Source organism: Stenotrophomonas sp. 85239_Sma (genome assembly GCF_056481725.1).
Genome location: NZ_CM151163.1, coordinates 4,408,376 through 4,430,382, shown reverse-complemented (window position 1 = coordinate 4,430,382; position 22,007 = coordinate 4,408,376). Strand labels below are relative to the sequence as shown.

Genomic DNA, 22,007 nt, shown 5'->3' with positions numbered 1-22,007 from the left:
CTGTCGCTCAACCGCCCTGCGGATTCCGGCAGGCCTGGTTGCCCATCGCAGTGTGGTAATCGCGATCAAAGCAGCGCAGGAAGCCATCGAGCACGTCCAGGTTGGGCGGCCATGGCACATCCACCTTCTGCCCGCCGGCGGTGGTGAAGTGATAGCGCCCATCCTTCAGCGCCCCGGCGATCTGCTCCGGCGTGGGAATCGCAATCAGTGCTGCACGCGCCCTTTCCAGCGCTGCACGGTCGCGCTGCAGGAAGGCGATGGTGCCGTCCACGTAGGCGTTCCAGTAACCGGGGTCGGTGCCGGTGGGCTTGTAGGTGCGCCGCATCAGCGCCACCGCCTGCGGGTACTGGCCCGCCTCGGCACGCATCTGGCCTTCATGCCACAGGATCATGGTGTTGCCCGCAGCCTTGGGCAACGCAGCATAGGCGGCGAGCAGATCAGCGGCTTCACGGTGGCAGCCGCGGTCGGCCAGCGTGCGCCAGCCACCTTCCAGGTCCTGATCGAACGCATCCGGTTCCATCGCCAGCATCGCTGCACGGTCGTAGCGGCAGTCCGGTGCTTCTGGCGGCTCTGCTGACATGCCCATGGCAGCGGCCAGCGCAAAGGAAAGCAACATCATCGCAACCTCCGTGTTGGTGACTTCCTGGGCCACCATAACGGATCAGGATGGGGAGTGCCGGCCGCTGGCCGGCAGCCTCATCGATGTGGGCTGTCACGGTACGGATGCCGGCCAGCGGCCGGCACGACTGTATGGCGGTCAATCGCCCAGCAGGGCGGTGTTGCGCACGGCGCCCTTGTCGGCGCTGGTGGCCAGCAGCGCGTAGGCCTTCAGCGCGCTGGTGACCTTGCGCGGGCGTGGTGCACGCGGTTTCCAGCCACGGGCATCGGCGTCGGCGCGGCGCTGGGCCAGCGTGGCCTCATCCAGCAGCAGGTCGATGCGGCGGGCCGGGATGTCGATGCGGATGCGGTCGCCGTCCTCGACCAGGCCGATCGTTCCGCCGCTGGCGGCTTCCGGCGAAACATGGCCGATCGACAGGCCCGAGGTGCCGCCGGAGAAGCGGCCATCGGTGAGCAACGCACATTGCTTGCCCAGCCCCTTCGATTTCAGGTAGCTGGTCGGGTACAGCATTTCCTGCATGCCCGGGCCGCCCTTCGGGCCTTCGTAGCGGATCACCACCACCTCGCCCGGCTGCACTTCGTCGGCGAGGATGCCGGCAACGGCGGCGTCCTGGCTTTCGTAGACGCGCGCGGGGCCTTCGAACACGTGGATCGACTCGTCCACGCCGGCGGTCTTCACCACGCAGCCATCGACGGCCAGGTTGCCGCGCAGCACGGCGAGGCCGCCTTCCAGTGAGTACGCGTGCTGCAGCGAACGGATGCAGCCTTCGGTGCGGTCCACGTCCAGGGTCGGCCAGCGCGTGGCCTGGCTGAAGGCCTCCTGGGTGGGGATGCCGGCCGGGCCGGCCTTGAAGAAGGTATGCAGGGTGTCGTTGTCACTACGCACCACGTCCCAGCGTTCCAGCGCGTCGGCCAGGCTGGCGCTGTGCACGGTCGGCACCGTGGTATCGAGCAGGCCCGCGCGGTCCAGCTCACCGAGGATGCCGAACACGCCGCCGGCGCGGTGCACGTCTTCGATGTGGTACTTGGGCGTGTTCGGTGCCACCTTGCACAGCTGCGGGACACGCCGCGACAGTGCATCGATGTGGGTCAGGTCGAAGTCGACCTCGGCTTCCTGCGCGGCAGCCAGCAGGTGCAGGATGGTGTTGGTGGAACCGCCCATGGCGATGTCCAGGGTCATCGCATTGGCGAAGGCGGCCTGGGTGGCGATGCCGCGCGGCAGCGCGCTCGGGTCTTCGCTGCCATACCAGCGGTGGCAGAGTTCCACGATCAGGCGGCCGGCGCGGCGGAACAGCGCTTCGCGGTCGGCGTGGGTGGCCAGCGTGGTGCCGTTGCCGGGCAGCGACAGGCCCAGCGCTTCGGTCAGGCAGTTCATCGAGTTGGCGGTGAACATGCCCGAGCAGGAACCGCAGGTAGGGCAGGCGCTGCGCTCGAACGCCGCGACCTTTTCGTCGGAAGCGCTGTCATCGGCGGCCACCACCATCGCGTCGACCAGGTCCAGCTTGTGCTCGGACAGCCTGGTCTTGCCCGCTTCCATCGGCCCGCCGGAGACGAACACCACCGGGATGTTGAGGCGCAGCGCGGCCATCAGCATGCCGGGGGTGATCTTGTCGCAGTTGCTGATGCACACCAGCGCGTCGGCGCAGTGCGCATTGACCATGTATTCCACGGCGTCGGCGATGATCTCGCGGCTGGGCAGCGAATACAGCATGCCGTCGTGGCCCATCGCGATGCCGTCGTCCACGGCGATGGTGTTGAATTCCTTGGCGACGCCGCCGACCTGTTCGATCTCGCGCGCGACCAGCTGGCCGAGGTCCTTCAGGTGCACGTGGCCGGGCACGAACTGGGTGAAGGAGTTGGCGATGGCGATGATCGGCTTGTGGAAGTCGCCGTCCTTCATGCCGGTGGCACGCCACAGCGCGCGGGCGCCGGCCATGTTGCGGCCGGCGGTGGAGGTGCGGGAACGGTATTCGGGCATGGCTGGCGGAACGGGCGGGCCGTACGACGTGGGGGTCGGCTGATCATGGCCAATTTTTTCGGTTGCTGCTGCAACCACCTTCACCGCTTGCAGCGGCTTGGTGGTCCGCGCATTTCCCCTTATCCCCGCGCCTTCGGCGCGCCCCCTTGAACAACAAGGGGGCTTCTTGCCGGAGACTTGGCTGCGCGCGCCGGCCATAGCGGGGCGCCGCGGGGTGTGTGCCAACCAAGGTTGGCACCTACCTGAGCGGTGAGCCGCCCGGGGTCGGATCCCATCGCGGCGCGATGGGCTCTGACCCCAATGCCCGACGAAAATGAAAGTCCGTTCATCTTTGCCACTTTGCCGATTCCGGTTGATGGCCCGGATTTGGCATCATTGGGGCATTGATCCGTCGACAGGGCATGAGGCCATGAAACGTTCCCGCACCACCGCGCTGCTGCTGATGAGCGCCGCGCCGCTGCTGTTCACCGCCTGCCAGAAGGAGCCGGAGGTGAAGGTGCAGGAAGGCCTGTACACCTCGGTGGAGGCCTGCACCGAGGCCACCGGCGATCCGTCGGCGTGCCGCAACGCGTTCGCCGAAGCGCAGAAGCAGGCCGCCGATGCGGCGCCGAAGTACGCCAGCAAGGAAGCCTGCGAGAAGGACTACAAGCCGGAACAGTGCGTGCAGCAGCACACCTCGGCCGGTACTTCGTTCATCGGCCCGATGATGATGGGCTTCTTCATGTCGCAGATGCTGAGCAACCGCGGCGGCCTCGCTCCGCAGGCGCCGGCGGCGTCGCCGGCTTACCAGGACAAGAGCGCCGGTTGGGCGCGTCCGGCTCCGGGCGGCAGCGGTGGCCTGAACACCGCCAGCGGCATCGGCGCCGGCAAGGCTGGCCTGGCCCCGGTCACCAGCGAGCCGAACCGTGCGGTCACCGCCAGCCGTGGTGGCTTCGGCAACACCAGCGCACGCCGCAGCACCAGCGGCAGCTACGGCGGCTGATCGACCCATGCAGCGCATCCGGATTGCCGCGCGTGCCCAGTGGCGGGCACGCGCGGAAGAGGCGGGTTTCCGCTTCCACACGATCGACGGCCAGCCGTACTGGGATGAAAGCGCGTACTACGCCTTTACCCTGCGCCAGATAGAGCAGGACATCGAAGACCCCAGCGCCGAGCTGCACCAGATGGCGCTGGACCTGGTCGGTGATGTCATCGCCAGCGAACGCTTGATGGACCAGCTGGCGATTCCGTCGCACTATCGCGACTGGATCGCTGAAAGTTGGCGCCAGCGCCAGCCGCACCTCTATGGCCGCCTGGACCTGGCCTACGACGGCACCGGCCCGGCCAAGCTGTACGAACTGAACTACGACACGCCGACCTCGCTGTTCGAGGCCAGCTTCTTCCAGTGGCAGTGGCTGGAGGACCAGCGCAACGCCGGTCGCCTGCCGCAGCATGCCGACCAGTTCAACGCGATCCACGAAGCGCTGGTCGAACGCTTCGGCGAACTGGCCACGCAGCTGCCGCCGCCGCTGTATTTCAGCGCCGTGGGCAGCTCGGAAGAAGACCGCGGCACCGTCGACTACCTGCGTGACTGTGCGTCGCAGGCCGGCCTGCATGGCCAGGCCATCGCCATCGAGGACATCGGCCTGTCCGAGGACGGCCGCTTCACCGCGCTGGACGATTCGGTGATCGGCACGCTGTTCAAGCTGTATCCGCTGGAAGACCTGATGGCCGAGGAATTCGGCCGCGCGTTGCCCGGCTCGGGCGTGCAGCTGCTGGAGCCGGCGTGGAAGGCGGTGCTGAGCAACAAGGGCATCCTGCCGCTGCTGTGGCAGCGCAACGTGGGCCATCCGAACCTGCTGGAGGCGCACTTCGATGACGGCAGCACGCTGGCATCGGGCTGGGTGCGCAAGCCGCTGTTCTCACGCGAAGGCGCCAACATCGAGATGCACCTGGCCGATGGCAGCACCCAGCGCAGCGACGGGCCCTATGACGGCCCGGCGATCATCCAGCGTGCGCATCCGCTCACCCGCTTCGAAGGCGGCTATCCGCTGATCGGCAGCTGGGTGGTGGGTGACCACGCCTGCGGCATCGGCATCCGCGAGGACGACAGCGCGATCACCCGCGACAGTGCGCGCTTCGTGCCGCACGCGATCGTTGATGAGGCGCCGACGCGGATCTACGTCTGATGGTGGTGCGGCGCCCCCAGAGCCGACGCGGGTGACCGACGCCGGTCGTAGAACAACCGCCGTTGGTAGAAGCCGACCTTGGTCGGCGGTTTGGGTTTCGTGCCAACCAAGGTTGGCACCCCACCAGGGCGATCGTTGGTATCAGAGCAGCCCTTCGCGCTTCACCGCCAGGTAGCGTTCCACCAGCGCGCCGGGCAGGGCGTCGGCGGTCACGTCCAGCACCATCACCTTCTCGCTGCGCAGCGCCTCGTGCGCCTTCGCGCGCTGCTGCAGGTACAGCGCCGCGGCACCGGCCTGGGTGGCGTCCTCCAGCGTCTGCACCTCGCCCTCCAGTGCGCCGTCCAGCTCGCGCTCGCGCAGGCTGGCCACGCACACCAGGTGGCGCCGCTGCAGCAGGCGCACTGCCGCCAGCAGGTCTTCGATGTCTTCGTCGCGCACGTTGCTGACCAGCATCACCAGCGCGCGCCGGCGCTGGCGTAGCGATACTTCGGTGGCGGCGGCCAGGTAATCGGTGGCCACCGCGCGTGGCTGCAGGTCGTAGCTGGCGCGCAGCAGGTGCTCGACGGTACCCATGCCACGCTGCGGCGCCACCCACCGGCGTTCACCACCGGCGGCGAACAGGCCGACGGCATCGCCCTGGCGCAGCGCCAGGTAGGCCACCACCAGCGAGGCGTTCAAGGCATGGTCGAAGTGCGAGAGCCCGCCTTCGCTGGCCAGCATCCGCCGGCCGCTGTCGAGCATCAGCAGCAGCTGCTGGTTCTTCTCGTCCTGGTATTCGCGCGAGATCAGCTTGCGCGCTCGCGCGGTGGCCTTCCAGTCGAGCTGGCGCAGGCTGTCGCCGATGCGGTACTCGCGCATCTGGTGGAAGTCGGTGCCTTCACCGCGGCGGCGCTTCACGTGCGCCCCCACCAACCGCGAGGCCTGGTCGGCACTGAACAACGCAAACCGGGTGAGCGGCACGAAGTTCGGATAGACCCGCACGTCCAGCGACGGCGGCAGCGTGCGTTGCTGCCACCACAGGCGCCACGGCGAGCGCATGCGCAGGTGCACGCCCTCGAAGCGGAAGTGCCCCCGCTGCAGCGGCTGCAGGTGGTAGTGCAGCGTGGAGGCGGTGCCGGCCTGCAGGCGCACGCGCTGCGGCAGCGATTCCAGCGGCCAGCCGCCGGGCACCAGGTCGAACACCTGCACCGTCATCGGTTGTTCGGCCTGCAGTCGCAGCGCTGCCTGACGGCGCACGCCCAGCGCCAGCGCCTCGGGCAGCTCGCGTTGCACTTGTGGCGAAGGACGCTGCGTCTGCCGCCACAGATCGAACAGCGCAGGCAGCGCGATGGCCACTGCCGCCAGCGCCCAGCTCCAGCGCGGCAGCAGGCCACCCAGCACCAGGCCACCCAGGGCAGCCCAGGCCAGCAGCAGCGCCAGCAGCAGCGGAGCCGGCCTCATCGGCGCGGCGCTTCCACCTTGGCCAGCAGCGCGCCCAGCACATCGTCGGCGTCCTGGCCTTCGATCTGCAGTTCCGGTGCCAGCGCAATGCGGTGGCGCAGCGCGGGGCGCGCGATGTCGCGCACATCGTCCGGAGTGACGAAGTCACGGCCGGCCAGCACCGCCTGCGCGCGCGAGGCACGCACCAGCGCGATGCTGCCGCGCGGGCCGGCGCCGACCGCGATACCCGGCCACTGCCGGGTCGTCGCGACGATGCGGACCGCGTAGTCGATCACTTCGTCATCGACCGTGATCGCCGCGGTCGCGCGCTGCAGCTCCAGCAGTTCGCCAGCGCCCAACACGCGTGGCACCTGGCTCAGGTCGAAATCGCTGGCGGCGCGGCCACTGGTGATCGCGGTCACCATGCGCTTTTCGTCCTCCAGCTGCGGGTAGTCGATCAGCACCTTCAGCAGGAAGCGGTCCAGCTGCGCTTCCGGCAGCGGGTAGGTGCCTTCCTGCTCCAGCGGGTTCTGCGTGGCCAGTGCCATGAACGGCGGCGCCAGGGTGAAGGCCTTGCCTTCGATGGTCACCTGGCCTTCCTGCATCACTTCCAGCAGCGCCGACTGGGTCTTGGCCGGTGCACGGTTGATCTCGTCGGCCAGCAGCAGGTTGGTGAAGACCGGCCCGCGGCGGATCTTGAAGCTCTCGCTCTTCGGGTCGTACACCGCATGGCCACTGACGTCGCTGGGCATCAGGTCGGGGGTGAACTGTACGCGGCCATAATCCAGTTCCAGGGCCTGGGCCAGCGCACGCACCAGCAGGGTCTTGCCCAGACCGGGGACGCCCTCGATCAGCACGTGGCCACCGGCCAGCAGCGCCACCAGGATCTGGTCCAGCACATCGGCCTGGCCGATGAAGGCGTGGCCGACGGCATCGCGGATGGCATCGACGCGTTCGATCAGGCGGGCATTGGCGGCCGCCGGCAGCTCGGGGACTTCGGTCATAGCAAGGATCTCATCTGGAGCAGCAAGCGGATGCGCTCGCGCAGGGCGGAGGAATCGTGCGGCGGAGGAGGTGTGAGCGCATTGGCGACGCGGCCTTGCGGCCACTTCAGCAGCTCGGCGATGGCCTGCTCGCGCGGTGCGCCATCGAGTGCGGCGGCGACCGGTGCGCGCAGGCGCAGGCGATGCAGGAACAGGGCGAGCACGGCGTCATACAGGCGCGCGCCGTGGCCGAAACGCAGCAGCAGCTCGCCGCTGGCACGCACGTGTTCCAGCAGCGAGCGGCGTTCCAGCACCGGCGACGGCAGCAGGCTGCCGAAGCGCTGCGAGCGGCCCCACAGCCACCCCAGCAGGGCCAGCAGCAGCGGCGCCCACAACGGCCAGCCCTGGTAGAACAGGCGTGCCCACAGCGACGGCGGGCGGCTGGCGTAGACCAGCCAGAATGCGCCCTTGCCGTAGTTCGGGTCGAGCAGGTAACGGGTCAGGTCGCGGTGCGAGAGATCGTGCAGGCCATCACTGGCCTTGCCCGCGGCGGAGGCCAGGCGCGCTGCCGGTGAATCCACTTCGCCGCGCATGAATTCCATGTCGGCCAGCACGCTTACCTTGCCCTGGCCGTGGCGCAGGCGCGCGAATACCAGGTCGCGTTCACTGCCCCAGCGCCTTTCGGCCCGCGTGCTGGCGGCAAAGCCCAGGGTGAAGCGGCGGCCACCGCAGAATTCGACATGGCCGGGATCATCATCGATGTGGAACGGCTGGCAGTCGCTGCGCTGGAACAGGCTGTCCACTCCCAGCCGGTCGAGCAGCGGTCCCTGCGTGCTGCTGGCGTCGTCCTTGGCTGGTGGCGGCGTGCGCACCAGCAGGTGGCCGCCGCCGTCGACCCAGTCCAGCAGGGCCTTCGCCACCGGTGCCGGCAGTTCGCTGCTGTCCTGCAGCAGGACCACCGTGTCGCGCGGGCCCAGCACCATCTGCTGCAGGTCCAGCCGCGGCCGCGAATGCACGTCGATGCCATCGGCACGCAGGGCCTGGCCCAGCACGTACAGCGGGTTGTAACCGGCCTCACCCTGCGGCGGCAGCTGCACCGTCTCGGTCACCCGCTCGTGCGTGCGCAGGTAAAGGATCGTCAGCGGCACGCCGAACAGCACCAGCCCACCCAGCAGCAGCGACCAGAACAGACGCGGGCTCATGCCAGCCACCTGTACTGTTGGCGCAGGGTATCGGCCAATGCATCGAAATCGGCGCGGCTGGGCAGGCGGCCACCGTAGGCGGCGTACTGCCACATGCGCACGATGCGCGCGAACAGGTCACGGTCGGTGGCATCGGGCATGCGCCGTGACGCGCGCAGGCATTGCGCTTCGGTGGCGCCAGGCGGAAGCGCGATGCCGCTGCGCTCGCCCACCGTGCGCACGCTGGCGCGGTACAGCAGGGCCAGGGCCTGCCGCGGCCGCCCCTGGTCCCACAGCAGGCCGGCCTGGGTGGCCACGTCCGGTGGCAGCACGACCGGCAACTCCACCTGTTCCTCCACCACCTGCGGTGCAGCTACCGGCTTGCGCCGGCCACTGCCGCGCAGCCACGGCAGCCACAGCCGTGCGGTCAGCAGCAGCACCAGCAGCAGGATGCCGAGCAGGCCCCACAGGCCCCATTCGGCCAGCCGCGCCAGCCAGGCGATGCCGGCCTTGCGGTTGCTGCGCTCGCCCTTGCTGCTGCTGTCGCTCTGCAGCGTCTTGTCTTCCTTCTTTTCTTCCTCGGCCGGTTCGATCGGCTTCCAGCGCGTCACCTGGCGGGTCGGGCGCTGCAGCGGGTCTTCATAGGCGCGGTTCACCGCCTGGCGGAAACCGGCGGTGTCCACCGGCGCCGCACCGAAGATCATCGCCGGTGCATTGGCCGGGTCGTTCGCCGCGGTGGCGGGTTCTTCCGCGTGGTTCTCGTCCTCTTCGGCATCGTCGGCTTCGGCGGCGATCGATCGCGCGTCCTGTGCATGCACCGGCGCAGAGGCCAGCGGCAGTGCCAGGCACAGCAGCAGGGCCAGCGTCGATGCCGCTGGCAGCAGCCGCTCGCGCAGTCGGCGCAGGGCGATTTCCACGTCCCACGCTTCCATCTGCGTACGCCGGTTCAAGTACAGGCCGAAGCCGGCGCCGACGTAGAACGGCCCGATCAGCACCGACGCCAGCCAGCACGCAAGGTTGAAGCCCAGCCGCGCCCATGCGGGCGTGTCCTGGCCGATCATGTCCCAAGCGGCTCGCCACGATTCGGACATCAGCTCCAGCGGCATGAACATGAACACCGCACCGATTGCACCGGACACCAGCGCCGCTTCAAAGGCCATGCAGGCCACGGTCAGCACGACAGCGGCGCCTGCGGCACCGGCGGCCACTGCGCGGCGGCGTGCGCCGCGCTGGGCCGGTGCGTTGCCTTCCAGCAGGTTCACCGGCAGGCACAGGCTGCGCAGCACGCTGAAACGGCGCCAGCCCAGGTAGCCCCAGAATCCTGCATTGCCCCAGCTGCGCTGCGCGTGCAGGGCCGCCAGCGTGCCGACCGGCTCGCCGAAGATGCCACGCGAAAGCACGTACAGCGGCGCGCGTTCGAACAGCGGCTTGCACCACCACATCGCCAGCCAGGCCCAGCCGAACGCATCCAGCCACCAGCCCAGCGCGTTGAAGATCACGAACAGCGGTGCACTGGCCAGCAGCCAGCTGCCCCATACCGGGCGCGCGTGGCGGCGTGACAGGGCGGTGCCCAGCTCCATTGCTTCCCAGCCACTGCGCGCGCGCAGCACCACGTCCAGGTGGTCAATGCGCATTGCCGCCTCCGCGTCCGCCGCGCCACAGCCACAGCAGCACGCCGGCCCACAACACGCCGGCCACGCTGAACTTGCCCCAAGCCGGTACTTCGGCAATCGACGACCAGAACGCTTCGATGAAAGCGGCCACCAGCAGCATGAACGCCACGCCCAGGCACAGTCGGGCACCGATGCGGCCGCCATCGACCAGTGCATCCAGGCGGCTGCGCCGGCCGGGAGCCAGCAGCTTCATGCCCAGCTGCAGGCCGGCACCGCCAGCGATCACGATCGCGGTCAGCTCGAACGCGCCGTGGCCGACCACGAAGCGCCAGAACGGGTCGCCATGGCCGATGTGCTGCAGGTGGCCGGCCACCGAACCGATGATCACGCCGTTGAACAGCAGCACCAGCAGCGTGCCCAGCCCGGCCAGCAGTCCGCTGGCGAAGGTGCGCAGCGCGATGCTGATGTTGTTCATGATGTAGTGGCCGAACATCATCCAGTCGGTGCCGCTGTCACGTCCCAGGCGCTCGGCGGCGGGATCGTACATGCGCTCCATCGCGGCGATCTGGCGGTTGTCCATCAGCATGTGGATCAGGTCCGGATAGACCTGCACCAGCACGAAGCAGGCCACCGCCGGCAACGCGAACATCGCCAGCGCCACCCACATGCTGGGCGCCTGGCTGCGCACCAGCAGCGGGAAGTCGGCCACCAGGAATTCCAGTGCACTGCGCCAGCGTGTTGGCGGCGTGCGGTACAGCACGCTGTGGCCCTGCTGCATCAGCTGCTGCAGGCGTTGCACCAGCTGCGGGCTGTAGCCGCGCTCGCGGGCCAGCGCCAGCTGCTGGCACAGCCGCCGGTAGCGCTGCGGGAAGGTGGTGTCGTCCAGTGCCAGGCCGCTGGCCTGGCGGCGCGTGCGGCGCGAGGCACCGGCGCGCAGCAGCAGCCACTGCTCCAGATCCTGCCACTCCTGTTGATAGCGCGCGACGAACTGTTCCTGCTTCATCGCCGCCCCAGCAGCCAGTTGGCCATGGCATACAGGCGCAGCACGCCGACCTGGCCGTGGCTGCCGGTCAGCGGTTCGGCAATGCCGGCCAGTTCCTGCTGGCGTGCCGCCGACAGACGCGGCGCGCGCTCGGCGAAGGCCATCAGTGCCGCTTGTTCCTCTGGCTGCAGGGGCTGCGGAGGGGCCAGCACGCTGTCGATGGTGGGCGGATGGGGCAGGTACAACACCGGTGCATGCACCACCACGGTGCCGGCGACCAGGTCGCCGAGGCGGCGGCCATGGGGATCGAACAGGCTGCTGATCAGGCCCAGTGCATAGCCGAACGGCAGCATGTCCACGGTGCGCAGCAGGTTGCGGGTGATGGCGGCCACCCAGCCCACCGGCGCGCCATCGCGGGACAGCACGCGAAGCCCCAGCGCTCGCTTGCCCAGCGTGCGCCCCCACAGCGCCTCGCAGACGATCGGGTAGGCCCAATAGACCAGGAACATCAGCACCAGGCTGAGCCCGGAGCCGAACGTGTCCAGCAGTGCCAGTGGAATGGACATCACCATCAGTACCGCGATGCGCACGCCGAGATCCACCAGCCAGGCCATCGCCCGTGGCACCGGGCCGGCCGCCGGCAACTGCAGCGGCACACCCTCCGGCGTCACCACCTCGCGGTAGGTATCGAGCATCGGTGCGGTCATCAGCGCGATGGCCTTCGTTGTGGGCGGCGGAGTCCTCTCCGGCAGGCAGCCACAGGCATGGGGGTCTCGACAGGTCCTGGTCGGGCCCAGACTTTAGCAGAGCCGCGTGGCAGCGTTGGCCGCTCAGCCCAGGTATTCGTCCTTCAGCCGCACGTAGTGGTCGGCCGAGTAGTGCAGCGACTCGATCTCCTTGTCACTGAGCGTGCGCGCCGGGCGTGCCGGATTGCCCACCCACAGCTCGCCTTCGCCGACCACCTTGCCCGGGCCCACCACCGCACCGGCGCCGATGAAGGCGTGCCGTTCCACCCGGGCGCCGTCCAGGATGCAGGCGCCCATGCCGATCAGGCTGTAATCACCGATGGTGCAGGCGTGGATGATGCAGCCGTGGCCGACGGTCACGCCTTCGCCGATCAGGGTCGGGTAGCCGGCCTTGTTGTACGGGCTGTGGTGGCTGACGTGGATGATGGTGCCATCCTGCACGTTGGTGCGCGCACCGACGCGGACGTAATTGACGTCGCCGCGGATGACCGTGCCCGGCCAGATGGAGGCATCGTCGGCCAGCGCCACGTCACCGATGAGGGTGCAGGCCGGGTCGACGTACACGCGCTGGCCGAGGACGGGCATCTTGTCGCGGAAGGGGCGCAGAGGGTTCATCGCGGTCTCCAGGAGGGGCAAGCACGGCGATGATACGCGGCGATTGCAGTGGTAGCGCCGGGCTGCGCCCGGCGGATGATTGCGCGCCGCCTTGCTCACCGGGCATGGCCCGGCGCTACCGCGGCTTCGGCACGTGCGCGGTGGATCCACGCCATGCGTGGATGGACCCCGGTTCAGGCTGGCGCGTGCGTCGCCAGCATCTGCCGGAACAGGCCGTCCAGCCAGGCGGCGTCGCCGTGCCCTGCAGGCAGCTGCGGCCCCTCGGCACGCTCGGCCAACATAGCGTCGATGTACTCGCTGATGGCTGCGATGCGCGGACCGGCGGCGACCTCGGCACTGGCACGCTTGACCAACAGCAGCGCGTCGATGGCCTCGCGCACCGCACCCTGGGGCAGCAGGCGCTCCAGCAGGTCTTCGAAGGCCATCGGCGGCGGCGTGTGTTCGTTCTCGATCCATTGGCAGGCCAGCAGCGGGCGCAGCACGTACAGGTACTTCTTGGTACGCACGGTTTCGCCGCGCAGGTAGCCGCGATGGTTGGAGCGCGCCATGTTGAAGTAGTGCCACCACGTGCCCAGCGGCGAGTAGAAGCGCTCGGCGGCCTGCCACAGGCAGGCAACGGCCTTGGCATCGTGCTGGTAGATGATCGGCGAACGCAGCCACTCGATCAGCGTCGGGTTGGACTTGGACACCAGCCGCAGCGCCTTGCGCAGGTCCCAGCCGCTCACATCCAGCTCGTCATCGATCGGCAGCTCGATCACATCGCGCTGCGCTTCGCCGGGGCCGGTGGCCTCGTTGACGCTCAGGTACCACGGCTGGCGATGCACGTAGATGAAGCGCGCGTCGTAGTCACTGTCCGGCGAGGAAAAGCCCCAGCCCCGGCTGCCCGATTCGCAGGCCAGGAGCACGCGCACATCGTGCGTGCGCTCGATGTCGGCCAGGGTGGTGAGGATGGCGGCGCGCTTGTCCGGTGCGATCGGGTGGATGTCGTCCATGCAGTGCAGATTCGTAGTCGAGCTTGCTCGACTGTAACGCACGTTTGGCCCACCCAGTCGTGCCGACCAACGGTCGGCACCTACCAGAGCCGGTATCGCCGGGCCATGCCCGGCGAGCGAAGCGGTGCGTTACGCCACGCGGCCGCGGCGGGCACGTTCCAGGTGCACCAGCAGCAGCGAGATCGCCGCCGGGGTCATGCCCGGGATGCGCTGCGCCTGGCCGATGGTCTGCGGGCGTACGCGCTCCAGCTTCTGCAGTACTTCGGCCGACAGCCCACGCACACTGGCGTAGTCGAAGCCTTCGGCGATCGGCGTGGCTTCGTGGCGCTGCTGGCGTTCGATCTCCTCGCGCTGGCGGTCCAGGTAGCCGGCGTACTTCACGCCGATCTCGACCTGCTCGGCCACCTTGCCATCGGCCACGGCCGGGCCCAGCGACGGCACCTGCATCAGCTGCGCGTAATCCAGCTCCGGGCGCTTGATCAGGTCCAGCACGTTGGTCTCGCGGCTGACCGCCACGCCCAGCGTGTCCTGCACTTCGCGGCCCAGCGCATTGGCCGGGGTCGCCCACAGCGCACCCAACCGCGCGCGCTCGGCGGCGACAGCCGCCTGCTTGGTCTCGAAGGCGCTCCAGCGGCGGTCATCGACCAGGCCCATCTCGCGGCCGGCCGGGGTCAAGCGCTGGTCGGCATTGTCCTCGCGCAGCTGCAGGCGGTACTCGGCGCGGCTGGTGAACATGCGGTAAGGCTCGTTGGTGCCGTGGGTGATCAGGTCATCCACCAGCACGCCCAGGTACGCTTCATCGCGGCGCGGGCACCAGCCGTCCAGCCCGCGCACCTGGCGCGCGGCATTGAGGCCGGCCAGCAGGCCCTGTGCGGCAGCTTCCTCATAGCCGGTGGTGCCGTTGATCTGGCCGGCGAAGAACAGGCCGCTGACCAGCTTGGTTTCCAGCGAAGCCTTCAGCCCGCGCGGATCGAAGAAGTCGTACTCGATCGCGTAGCCGGGGCGGGTGATGTGTGCGTTCTGGAAACCGCGGATGCTGCGCACCATCTCCAGCTGCACGTCGAACGGCAGCGAGGTGGAGATGCCGTTGGGATAGATCTCGACGATGCCCAGGCCTTCGGGTTCGACGAAGATCTGGTGGCTGGCCTTTTCGGCGAAGCGCACTACCTTGTCCTCGATGGACGGGCAGTAGCGCGGGCCGATGCCCTCGATCTGGCCGCTGTACAGCGGCGAACGGTGCAGCGCGTCGCGGATGATCTGGTGGGTCTGTTCGGTGGTGTGGGTGATCCAGCAGCTGACCTGCTGCGGATGCTCGTCCACCGAACCGAGGAAGGACATCACCGGGCGCGGCGAATCGCCGGGCTGCTCGTCCATCACGCTGTAATCCAGCGAGCGGCCATCGATGCGCGGCGGCGTGCCGGTCTTCAGGCGGTCGACCTGGAACGGACGCTCGCGCAGGCGCGCGGCCAGCGTGGTGGCCGGCGGGTCGCCCATGCGGCCGGCGGCGTACTGGGTCGGGCCGACGTGGATCTTGCCGGCCAGGAAGGTACCGGCGGTCAGCACCACGGCATCGGCGTCGAAGCGCAGGCCGGTCTGGGTGATCACCCCGCGCACGGCGTCGCCGTCGATGACCAGGTCATCGACGGCCGCCTGGAACACGGTCAGGTTGGCCTGGCTTTCGACGATGGCGCGGATCGCCATGCGGTACAGGTTGCGGTCGGCCTGGCAGCGGGTCGCGCGCACGGCCGGGCCCTTGGAGGCGTTGAGCGTGCGCCACTGGATGCCGGCACGGTCGGCGGCATGCGCCATCGCACCGCCGAGGGCGTCGATTTCCTTGACCAGGTGGCCCTTGCCGATGCCGCCGATGGCCGGGTTGCAGCTCATCGCGCCCACGGTTTCGATGTTGTGGGTCAGCAGCAGGGTGCGCACGCCGGTGCGGGCCGCGGCCAGCGCGGCTTCGGTGCCGGCGTGGCCACCGCCGATGACGATGACGTCGTAACGATGGAAGGACGGGTTCATGGGGGCTGTTCAGCTGGGGGCGGGCGCGGCCGCGGGGCGGCGCCGGGGTGGCGATTTTAGCGCCATTCGGGGCCGGGACGTCGGCGCCGGCCGACCGGCGTCGAAATCAGCCCTAAAGTTGGCAGGATTTTTGCAGATAACCCAATAGCACCCACCGTGGCTGGCGCCGTAGGCGCCCGTGACCGGAATTGGAACAGGGGCCGGTACAGGCGCACGGTGGGGGAGCAGGGGGCCGGCAGTCGGGGGACTGTCCGGCCCTGTTTTTTGGGGCTGTCGGGAAGGCCCCATCCACGCATGGCGTGGATCTACCGGCGCTGGGGCTCTCGCCGGTGGGCGACCCGGCAAAACAAACGGCCCCGCATTGCGGGGCCGTCTGCCTTCAGAGGTGTCGACATCCGACAGGGCCGGAACAGGGGGGATCCAGATGTTCCTGTCGGATATCGACGTAGAGCTTTTTGCGGCGGCCCTTGTCGTTTTTGTCACATTGTGACGCGGGCCGTCACTGGTCCCGTAGAGTGCGGCTTGGACCGGGTGAAATGCAAGACGGTTCAGCGCTCAACTGTGCGCTGCGTCCCACGATCCATGTTGCGCCAGGGGGAACCGTTCATCCTCGGCGCACTCGGCGCCGGGGCCGGACGGGCCTGCGGCGGAGGCGCTGACGGCTGGATGTTCGACTGCGGCGGGCGACGCATCGAGTCCATGTTCCGCCACGGCGAACCGCCGTTGTACGACGGCCGCGACGGCGGCGGCGGACGATTCTCGCCACCATTGCCGGGCGGGCGCGGCGGCGGACGGTGGTTGTGCGGCGGGCGGTAGATCGGGCGCGAGTAGTACGGATTGCCATAGCCGCCGTAGTAACCGCCATAGCCACCGTAGTACGGGTAGCCATAGTTGTAGGGATAGCCGGCCGGGTAGCGGTATTCCACCGACGGCGCACCGTGGTAGTAGCCGCCACTGCGGCCACCGCCGACGTAGTCGTAGGTGGTGCAGCCGGTCAGGGCCAGCATCAGGCCGCCGGCAAGCATCAGGCGCGTTTTCATGGTGGATCCCCCCAGAGGACGGGTTGTGCAGTCAGCTTCGTGCGCAGGCGTTGAATCGGCCCTTAACTTCGCTGGCCAGGATGAATGAAGGTGAAGGCCCTCATGCTGGCATGACCTGTGCCGGGGTCGCCAGCGCGGAACCATACGTTAATCTTGCGTCATGAGCGATTCACTGTTGCCCTGTGCCGACGATGTCCTGGCTGCCGCTGCGCGGATCGCGCCGCACGCCAGCGTGACCCCGGTGCTGCGCTCGCGCACGCTTGATGCGCTGGCCGGCGCGCCGCTGGCGTTCAAGGCCGAACACCTGCAGCGCGGCGGCGCGTTCAAGTTCCGTGGTGCCTGCAACGCGGTGTGGTCGTTGGATGCCGATCGCGCCCGTGCCGGCGTGGTCACCCATTCCTCCGGCAACCACGGCGCCGCTTTGGCCCTGGCTGCGCGGACCCGAGGCATTCCCTGCCATGTAGTGGTGCCCGAAGGTGCGGTGGCGGCCAAGCTGGCCAACATCGCCCGGCACGGTGCCACCCTCTGGCGCTGCCCGCCGACCGTCGCCGATCGTGAGGCCGCCTGCGCCAAGGTGCAGGCCGATACCGGCGCGACCCTGGTCCATCCGTATGCGGACCCGGCGGTGATGGCCGGACAGGGCACCGCGGCCCTGGAACTGCTGCACAGCGACGGCCCGTTCGATGTGCTGGTGGTACCGGTGGGGGGCGGTGGCCTCGCCAGCGGTACCGCGCTGGCCCTGCAGCTCGCCAGCCCGCAGACCCGGCTGGTGCTGGCCGAACCGGCCGGCGCCGATGACACCGCACGTTCGCTGGCCGCAGGCGAGCGCCAGGGGGCTTTCACACCGGACACGATCTGCGATGGCCTGCGTACCCTGATCGGCGCCCCCAACTTCGCGCTGCTGCGCGCGGCCGGGGCCGAGGTGATCGTGGTCGATGACGCCGCCACCACGGCCGCGATGCGCTTGCTGTGGGAGGTGCTCAAGCAGGTGGTCGAGCCGTCCTCGGCCACCGTGCTGGCCGCGGTGCTGGCACAGCCGCAGCGATTCGCCGGCCTGCGCGTGGGCCTGGTCCTGTCCGGAGGCAATGTCGACCTGCCCGCGCTGCGCTGGGGGGCGCCGTGAGCCGCGACCGGCACCGGCCCCGCACCGGCCTGCTGGGGTGGCTGTGGCGACTGTTCGTGCTGCTGGTGATCTGGCTGCTGGGCGTGACCGCTTGGATCGTCTGGGTCGGTGAGCGCGACCAGGCCGCCAAGGCCGACGCCATCATCGTGCTGGGTGCGGCGGCCTATGACGCCAAGCCGTCGCCGGTGTTCGAAGAACGCATCCGCCATGGCCTGGATCTTTATGAGGCCCAGTACGCGCCATTGCTGATCTTCACCGGTGGCTATGGCGGGACCGGCGCGCGCTTTTCCGAATCGCAGGTGGCGCGGCGTTATGCGCTCAAGCATGGCGTGCCGGACGACGCGATCCTGATCGAGACCGCCTCGCGCAACACCGTGCAGAACCTGGTCGAAGCCAAGCGGTTGATGGACCAGCGCGACCTGCACCGGGTGATCATCGTCAGCGATCCGTTGCACATGGCGCGCGCGCTGCGCCTGAGCAAGGCGCTGGGCATCGACGCACTGGCCTCGTCCACGCCCAGTACGCGCTTCCGCAGCTTCCACACCAGCTGGCGCTTCCTGGTGCAGGAAATCTATTTCTTCCACCGCGACCTGGTGCGCCCGCCGCTGAGTTCGCCGGCCAATACCTGAGCAGCTGCCTGCTTTGGGTGAGTGCCAACCTTGGTTGGCACAATGCTGGCGGCACCGCGATCTGATGGGGTGTGCCAACCAAGGTTGGCACCTACCGGAGCGTTGTGGTCAGCTCTGCTTGCGCCGGATCGGAATCGCCGACACCGGCACCGAGGCCACGTCGTGCCCGCCTTCGCGGATCGGTGCGCCCGGGTCCGGAGCCCAGGCGTGGGCATAGATCACTTCCCAGCTGCTGGGCAGCTTGCCGTCGGCGCGCCGCATCGGTTCATACGCCGCTGCCGCAGCGGCGAAACGGCCACGCCCGGTCAGCGTGTGGCGGCGGTCCACCCGTGCGTTGGTCGCGCCCATCGCGCGCAGCTCGCGCATCAGCGAGGGCAGGTCGTCGTAGGTCAGGGTGAACAGGTCGCGGTCCAGCACCGGGTCGCGGAAGCCGGCCATCATCAGCGCATCGCCGAACTGGGCGATCTGCGCGAAGCGGCTCACGTGCGGGCGGTCATCGGCGGCGGCGAACGCTTCGTTGAGTTCAACCAGCGTGTCCGGGCCGAAGGTCGAGCACAGCAGCAGGCCACCGGGCTTGAGCACGCGACGGAACCCGGCAAATACCGCCGGCAGGTCTTCCACCCACTGCAGGCACAGGTTGCTGAAGATCACGTCCACGCTGTTGTCGGCCAGCGGCAGCGCGGCGGCGTCGCCGCACAGGCGCTGGAACGGCTTCCACCAGCCAGCCTGGCGCTTGGCCTGGTCCAGCATCGGCAATGCCACGTCCAGCGCGATCACCTGCGCCTTCGGCCAGCGCTTTTTCATCAGTGCACTGGCGTGGCCGGTGCCGGCGCCGATGTCCAGCACCACCTCCGGCTTGCGCGCCTCCAGGTAGTCCAGCGATTCGATCAGCCGCGCCTGCACCTCGCGCTGCAGGGCGGCGGCGGCGTCATAGCTGTTGGCGGCGCGGGCGAACGCGCGGCGGACATGGCGGGCATCGAAGTGGGACGGCATTGCGAAAGTCTCTTAGAACGTACCGGGGTAGGCGCCGCCGTCGATCAGCAGGTTCTGCCCGGTGAGGTAACCGGCCTGTGCACTGCACAGGAAGGCGCAGGCGGCGCCGAATTCATCCGCCGTGCCGAAGCGGCCGGCGGGGATCTGCTGGCGGCGGCGTTCGGCCACTTCCCCAGCATCGCCATCCTTGCCGGCACTGTGGGCGAAGTTGGCGCGCAGGCGATCGGTATCGAACTGGCCGGGCAGCAGGTTGTTGATCGTGACGTTGTGCGCCACGGTGCGGCGCGACAGGCCGGCGACGAAGCCGGTCAGGCCACTGCGCGCGCCGTTGGACAGCGCCAGGATGTCGATGGGTGCCTTCACCGCCGAGGAGGTGATGTTGACGATGCGGCCGAAGCCACGCTCGATCATCGCGTCCACGGTGGCGCGGATCAGTGCGATCGGCGCCAGCATGTTGGCGTCCAGCGCAGCGATCCAGTCGTCGCGCTCGAAGGCGCGGAAATCGCCGGGCGGCGGACCACCGGCGTTGTTGACCAGGATGTCCACCTGCGGGCACGCGGCCAGCGCCGCAGCGCGACCGGCTTCGGTGGTGACGTCGGCGGTGACTGTGCGCACTTCGGCGGCGCCGGGCAGGGCACGCAGTTCTTCAGCGGCCGCCTGCAGGGCGGCTTCGCCGCGGGCCACGATCACCACGTTGACGCCCTCACGCGCCAGCGCACGCGCGCAGCCCAGGCCCAACCCCTTGCTTGCGGCGCAGACCAGTGCCCAGCGGCCGTTGATACCCAGATCCATGCGTCAAACCTGCGGAATTCGGAAGGCGCTCATTGTCCGCCATTGGCCGGTGACAGGCCGGCAACGAAGTGTTGCAGGGCGGCGGCGACCTCGTCTGCATGGCCGAGAAACGGCGCATGGCCGCCGTGGGCGATGGTCAGCGCCTGAGCGCCTGGGGCCAGCGCGGCGGCGGCCTGCATGGCGAGCGGCGACACCAGCCGGTCGCGCTGGCCGGCGATCCACAGGCTGGGTTTGCCCAGCGTCGGCAGTGCGCCGCGCAGGTCGGTGCTTTCCAGCAGGCGCAGGCCTTCCAGCAGCGCACGTTCGGTGGGCGCACCGCGCTCGACCAGGCGCTGGCGCAGCGTGCGCAGCTCCTCGCGGGCATGTGCCGAGCCCATCACGTCCAATGCCAGGAAGCGCTCGAGGGTGCCGCCGAAGTCGCTGGCCAGCTCGCGGCCGAACTGCTCGAACACCGCCGGTTCCACCGCATGCGGCCAGTCGTCGCCACGCACGAAGCGCGGTGTGGCCGCGATCATCGCCAGCCCGCGCACTTTCGGCAGCGTGGCCGCCGCATGCAGCGCAAACAGGCCACCCAGCGACCAGCCGCACCACACTGCCGGTGGCGTGGCTGCAGCAATGGCGTTGACCACGAACGGCAGGCGCAGCGGCGTGGTGTCCTCGCGGCTGTGACCGTGGCCCGGCAGATCAACCAGATGCAGGGTGAAGCGATCGGCCAGGCGTTGTACCAGCGGCGCGAACACACCGCCCTGCAGGGCCCAGCCATGGATCAGTACCAGGTCCGGCCCCTGGCCGGTGACGTCGATATGCATGGGAAAACGGCAGCAGGCTCAGGCAAAGACAGGCAGCGGCGGTGGCGCGGCCTCACGCGCGGCCAGCTCGACGCGATCGCGCGCGCTGGCGATGGCTTCGACCAACCCACGCACCTGCTCGGGGGTGTGCAACGCGGACAGGGTGACGCGCAGGCGCGCCTTGCCATCGGGAACCGTGGGCGGGCGGATCGCTCCGACCAGCCAACCGGCCTGTTCCAATGCCTTGGACATCGCCACGGCGCGCTGGTCGTCGCCACACAGCAGCGGCTGGATCGGCGTTTCCGAGGCCATCAGGTCCAGGCCATGGCGGCGGGCTTCGCCGCGGAACAGCGCGATCAGATCGGTCAGTTTCGAACGCCGCCAGTTGTCACGGCGTGCCAGGCGTACCGCTTCGAGCGCTGCGGCGGCGAGCGGTGGCGGCATCGCCGTGGTGTAGATGTACGGGCGCGCCGTTTCGGCCAGGTGCTCGACCAGGTCATCGCGGCCCAGCACCAGCGCGCCGGAACCGCCCAGCGCCTTGCCAAGGGTGACCAGCTGCAGCGGCACATCGTCCACGCCCAGTCCCGCAGCCGCGACCGTGCCACGGCCATCGCCCACCACGCCCACGCCATGCGCATCATCCACATAGAACAGCGCCTGCTGCAGGCGTGCCACAAGCGACAATGCACGCAGCGGTGCGATGTCGCCATCCATGCTGAAGACACCATCGGTGGCCAGCATCGCCGCACCATCTGGTGCGTGCTTGAGCTGGCGCATCGCACCTTCCGCATCCAGATGCGGATAACGGCGCAGGCGCGCACCGGCCAGCCGCGTCGCATCGAGCAGGCTGGCGTGGTTGAGCTTGTCCTGCACGCACACGTCGTTCTCTTCGCTCAGCAGCGCCTGCTGCACGGCCAGGTTGGCGGCGAAGCCGCTGCCGAACAGCAGCGCGCGCGGGTAGCCCAGCCATTCCGCCACTTCGCGCTCCAGCGCGTCATGCAGGGCGTGGTGGCCGCAGACCAGATGCGAGGCACCGGCGCCGGTGCCTTCGCGCGCGGCCGCATCCTGCAGCGCGTTGACCACGCTGAACTGCTGGGCCAGGCCCAGGTAATCATTGCTGCAGAAGCCGGTCAGCCACTGGCCGTCCACTTCCAGGCGGATGCCATCACGACGGGTGACCGAGCGCCGCGTGCGGCGACGACCTTGGGCATCGCGCAGGGCGCGTTGGGCGTGGAGGCGGGCGGTCAGGTCGGGGCGGGCCATGGCGGCTGAATGCGGCGACGGGGCGGCTAGGGTAGCGCGTTGCCGCGACGCCTGCTTGTGCCCCG

The 22,007-nt window shown here is 69.1% G+C and carries 20 protein-coding genes; 4 read left to right on the top strand and 16 right to left on the bottom strand.

Annotated elements, in window-relative coordinates:
* Window positions 1–7 precede the first annotated feature (7 nt).
* Both ACYKG1_RS20585 and ilvD read right to left on the bottom strand, forming a co-directional pair.
* Entirely contained in the window at window positions 8–619 is a 612-nt protein-coding gene (locus tag ACYKG1_RS20585; protein WP_262084259.1) for a hypothetical protein, read from the bottom strand.
* Window positions 620–757: 138 nt separating this feature from the next.
* Window positions 758–2,596, bottom strand: coding sequence for a dihydroxy-acid dehydratase (ilvD, locus tag ACYKG1_RS20580; RefSeq protein ID WP_478471246.1), 1,839 nt, complete (start codon window positions 2,594–2,596; stop codon window positions 758–760).
* A 409-nt stretch (window positions 2,597–3,005) separates the two neighbouring features.
* Between ilvD and ACYKG1_RS20575 the strand changes: the two genes are divergently transcribed.
* Window positions 3,006–3,578 (top strand): DUF1190 domain-containing protein, encoded by a 573-nt coding sequence (locus ACYKG1_RS20575; RefSeq protein ID WP_164090210.1) that lies wholly within the window; start codon window positions 3,006–3,008, stop codon window positions 3,576–3,578.
* A 7-nt stretch (window positions 3,579–3,585) separates the two neighbouring features.
* Window positions 3,586–4,764 carry a glutathionylspermidine synthase family protein gene (locus ACYKG1_RS20570; RefSeq protein ID WP_478471245.1) on the top strand — a complete coding sequence of 393 codons (1,179 nt, stop codon included), beginning with the start codon at window positions 3,586–3,588 and terminating at the stop codon, window positions 4,762–4,764.
* 141 nt (window positions 4,765–4,905) lie between these two features.
* On the opposite strand, the gene ACYKG1_RS20565 is transcribed toward ACYKG1_RS20570, so the two are convergent.
* The 10 genes from ACYKG1_RS20565 to ACYKG1_RS20520 all read right to left on the bottom strand — a co-directional run bounded on the left by ACYKG1_RS20565 (window position 4,906) and on the right by ACYKG1_RS20520 (window position 16,354).
* Window positions 4,906–6,204, bottom strand: coding sequence for a DUF58 domain-containing protein (locus tag ACYKG1_RS20565; protein ID WP_478471244.1), 1,299 nt, complete (start codon window positions 6,202–6,204; stop codon window positions 4,906–4,908).
* Window positions 6,201–7,187: an AAA family ATPase gene (locus ACYKG1_RS20560; protein ID WP_100474514.1), complete on the bottom strand. Its 987-nt coding sequence runs from the start codon at window positions 7,185–7,187 to the stop codon at window positions 6,201–6,203. Before ACYKG1_RS20560 ends, ACYKG1_RS20565 begins: the two co-directional genes overlap by 4 nt.
* Window positions 7,184–8,368: a DUF4350 domain-containing protein gene (locus ACYKG1_RS20555; RefSeq protein ID WP_478471243.1), complete on the bottom strand. Its 1,185-nt coding sequence runs from the start codon at window positions 8,366–8,368 to the stop codon at window positions 7,184–7,186. The genes ACYKG1_RS20560 and ACYKG1_RS20555 overlap by 4 nt, the downstream gene beginning before the upstream one ends.
* The gene (locus ACYKG1_RS20550; protein ID WP_478471242.1) at window positions 8,365–9,981 is read right to left on the bottom strand and encodes a DUF4129 domain-containing protein; all 1,617 of its coding nucleotides are present in this window, start codon (window positions 9,979–9,981) and stop codon (window positions 8,365–8,367) included. Before ACYKG1_RS20550 ends, ACYKG1_RS20555 begins: the two co-directional genes overlap by 4 nt.
* Window positions 9,971–10,963 carry a stage II sporulation protein M gene (locus tag ACYKG1_RS20545; RefSeq protein ID WP_262084263.1) on the bottom strand — a complete coding sequence of 331 codons (993 nt, stop codon included), beginning with the start codon at window positions 10,961–10,963 and terminating at the stop codon, window positions 9,971–9,973. The genes ACYKG1_RS20550 and ACYKG1_RS20545 overlap by 11 nt, the downstream gene beginning before the upstream one ends.
* Window positions 10,960–11,649 (bottom strand): RDD family protein, encoded by a 690-nt coding sequence (locus tag ACYKG1_RS20540; protein ID WP_262227949.1) that lies wholly within the window; start codon window positions 11,647–11,649, stop codon window positions 10,960–10,962. Before ACYKG1_RS20540 ends, ACYKG1_RS20545 begins: the two co-directional genes overlap by 4 nt.
* A 123-nt stretch (window positions 11,650–11,772) precedes the next feature.
* Window positions 11,773–12,303 (bottom strand): gamma carbonic anhydrase family protein, encoded by a 531-nt coding sequence (locus ACYKG1_RS20535; RefSeq protein ID WP_262227948.1) that lies wholly within the window; start codon window positions 12,301–12,303, stop codon window positions 11,773–11,775.
* Between the two features lie 173 nt (window positions 12,304–12,476).
* Window positions 12,477–13,295 carry a nucleotidyltransferase domain-containing protein gene (locus tag ACYKG1_RS20530; protein WP_100474496.1) on the bottom strand — a complete coding sequence of 273 codons (819 nt, stop codon included), beginning with the start codon at window positions 13,293–13,295 and terminating at the stop codon, window positions 12,477–12,479.
* Window positions 13,296–13,424: 129 nt separating this feature from the next.
* Window positions 13,425–15,314, bottom strand: a complete 1,890-nt coding sequence (gene mnmG, locus ACYKG1_RS20525; RefSeq protein ID WP_100474493.1) for a tRNA uridine-5-carboxymethylaminomethyl(34) synthesis enzyme MnmG — start codon at window positions 15,312–15,314, stop codon at window positions 13,425–13,427.
* A 548-nt stretch (window positions 15,315–15,862) separates the two neighbouring features.
* On the bottom strand, window positions 15,863–16,354 hold the full coding sequence (locus tag ACYKG1_RS20520; protein WP_100474487.1) for a hypothetical protein: 492 nt from the start codon (window positions 16,352–16,354) through the stop codon (window positions 15,863–15,865).
* A gap of 160 nt (window positions 16,355–16,514) precedes the next feature.
* Here ACYKG1_RS20520 and ACYKG1_RS20515 point away from each other — a divergent pair, with 160 nt between their 5' ends.
* Both ACYKG1_RS20515 and ACYKG1_RS20510 read left to right on the top strand, forming a co-directional pair.
* Entirely contained in the window at window positions 16,515–17,477 is a 963-nt protein-coding gene (locus ACYKG1_RS20515) for a pyridoxal-phosphate dependent enzyme (protein ID WP_100474484.1), read from the top strand.
* A complete protein-coding gene (locus ACYKG1_RS20510) occupies window positions 17,462–18,106 on the top strand; it encodes a YdcF family protein (RefSeq protein ID WP_202908162.1) in 645 nt (214 codons plus the stop codon). Before ACYKG1_RS20515 ends, ACYKG1_RS20510 begins: the two co-directional genes overlap by 16 nt.
* A 108-nt stretch (window positions 18,107–18,214) precedes the next feature.
* Here ACYKG1_RS20510 and bioC read toward each other — a convergent pair whose 3' ends face one another.
* Genes bioC through bioF form a run of 4 tightly spaced genes read right to left on the bottom strand, consistent with a single transcriptional unit; the run spans window position 18,215 to window position 21,942 of the window.
* Window positions 18,215–19,099, bottom strand: coding sequence for a malonyl-ACP O-methyltransferase BioC (gene bioC / locus ACYKG1_RS20505; protein WP_478471241.1), 885 nt, complete (start codon window positions 19,097–19,099; stop codon window positions 18,215–18,217).
* Window positions 19,100–19,111: 12 nt separating this feature from the next.
* The gene (locus ACYKG1_RS20500) at window positions 19,112–19,891 is read right to left on the bottom strand and encodes an SDR family oxidoreductase (protein ID WP_100474480.1); all 780 of its coding nucleotides are present in this window, start codon (window positions 19,889–19,891) and stop codon (window positions 19,112–19,114) included.
* A gap of 29 nt (window positions 19,892–19,920) precedes the next feature.
* Complete coding sequence (gene bioH / locus ACYKG1_RS20495) at window positions 19,921–20,700, bottom strand: pimeloyl-ACP methyl ester esterase BioH (RefSeq protein ID WP_262084267.1); 780 nt, start codon at window positions 20,698–20,700, stop codon at window positions 19,921–19,923.
* Between the two features lie 18 nt (window positions 20,701–20,718).
* Window positions 20,719–21,942, bottom strand: coding sequence for an 8-amino-7-oxononanoate synthase (gene bioF, locus ACYKG1_RS20490; RefSeq protein WP_100474476.1), 1,224 nt, complete (start codon window positions 21,940–21,942; stop codon window positions 20,719–20,721).
* Window positions 21,943–22,007 lie beyond the last annotated feature (65 nt).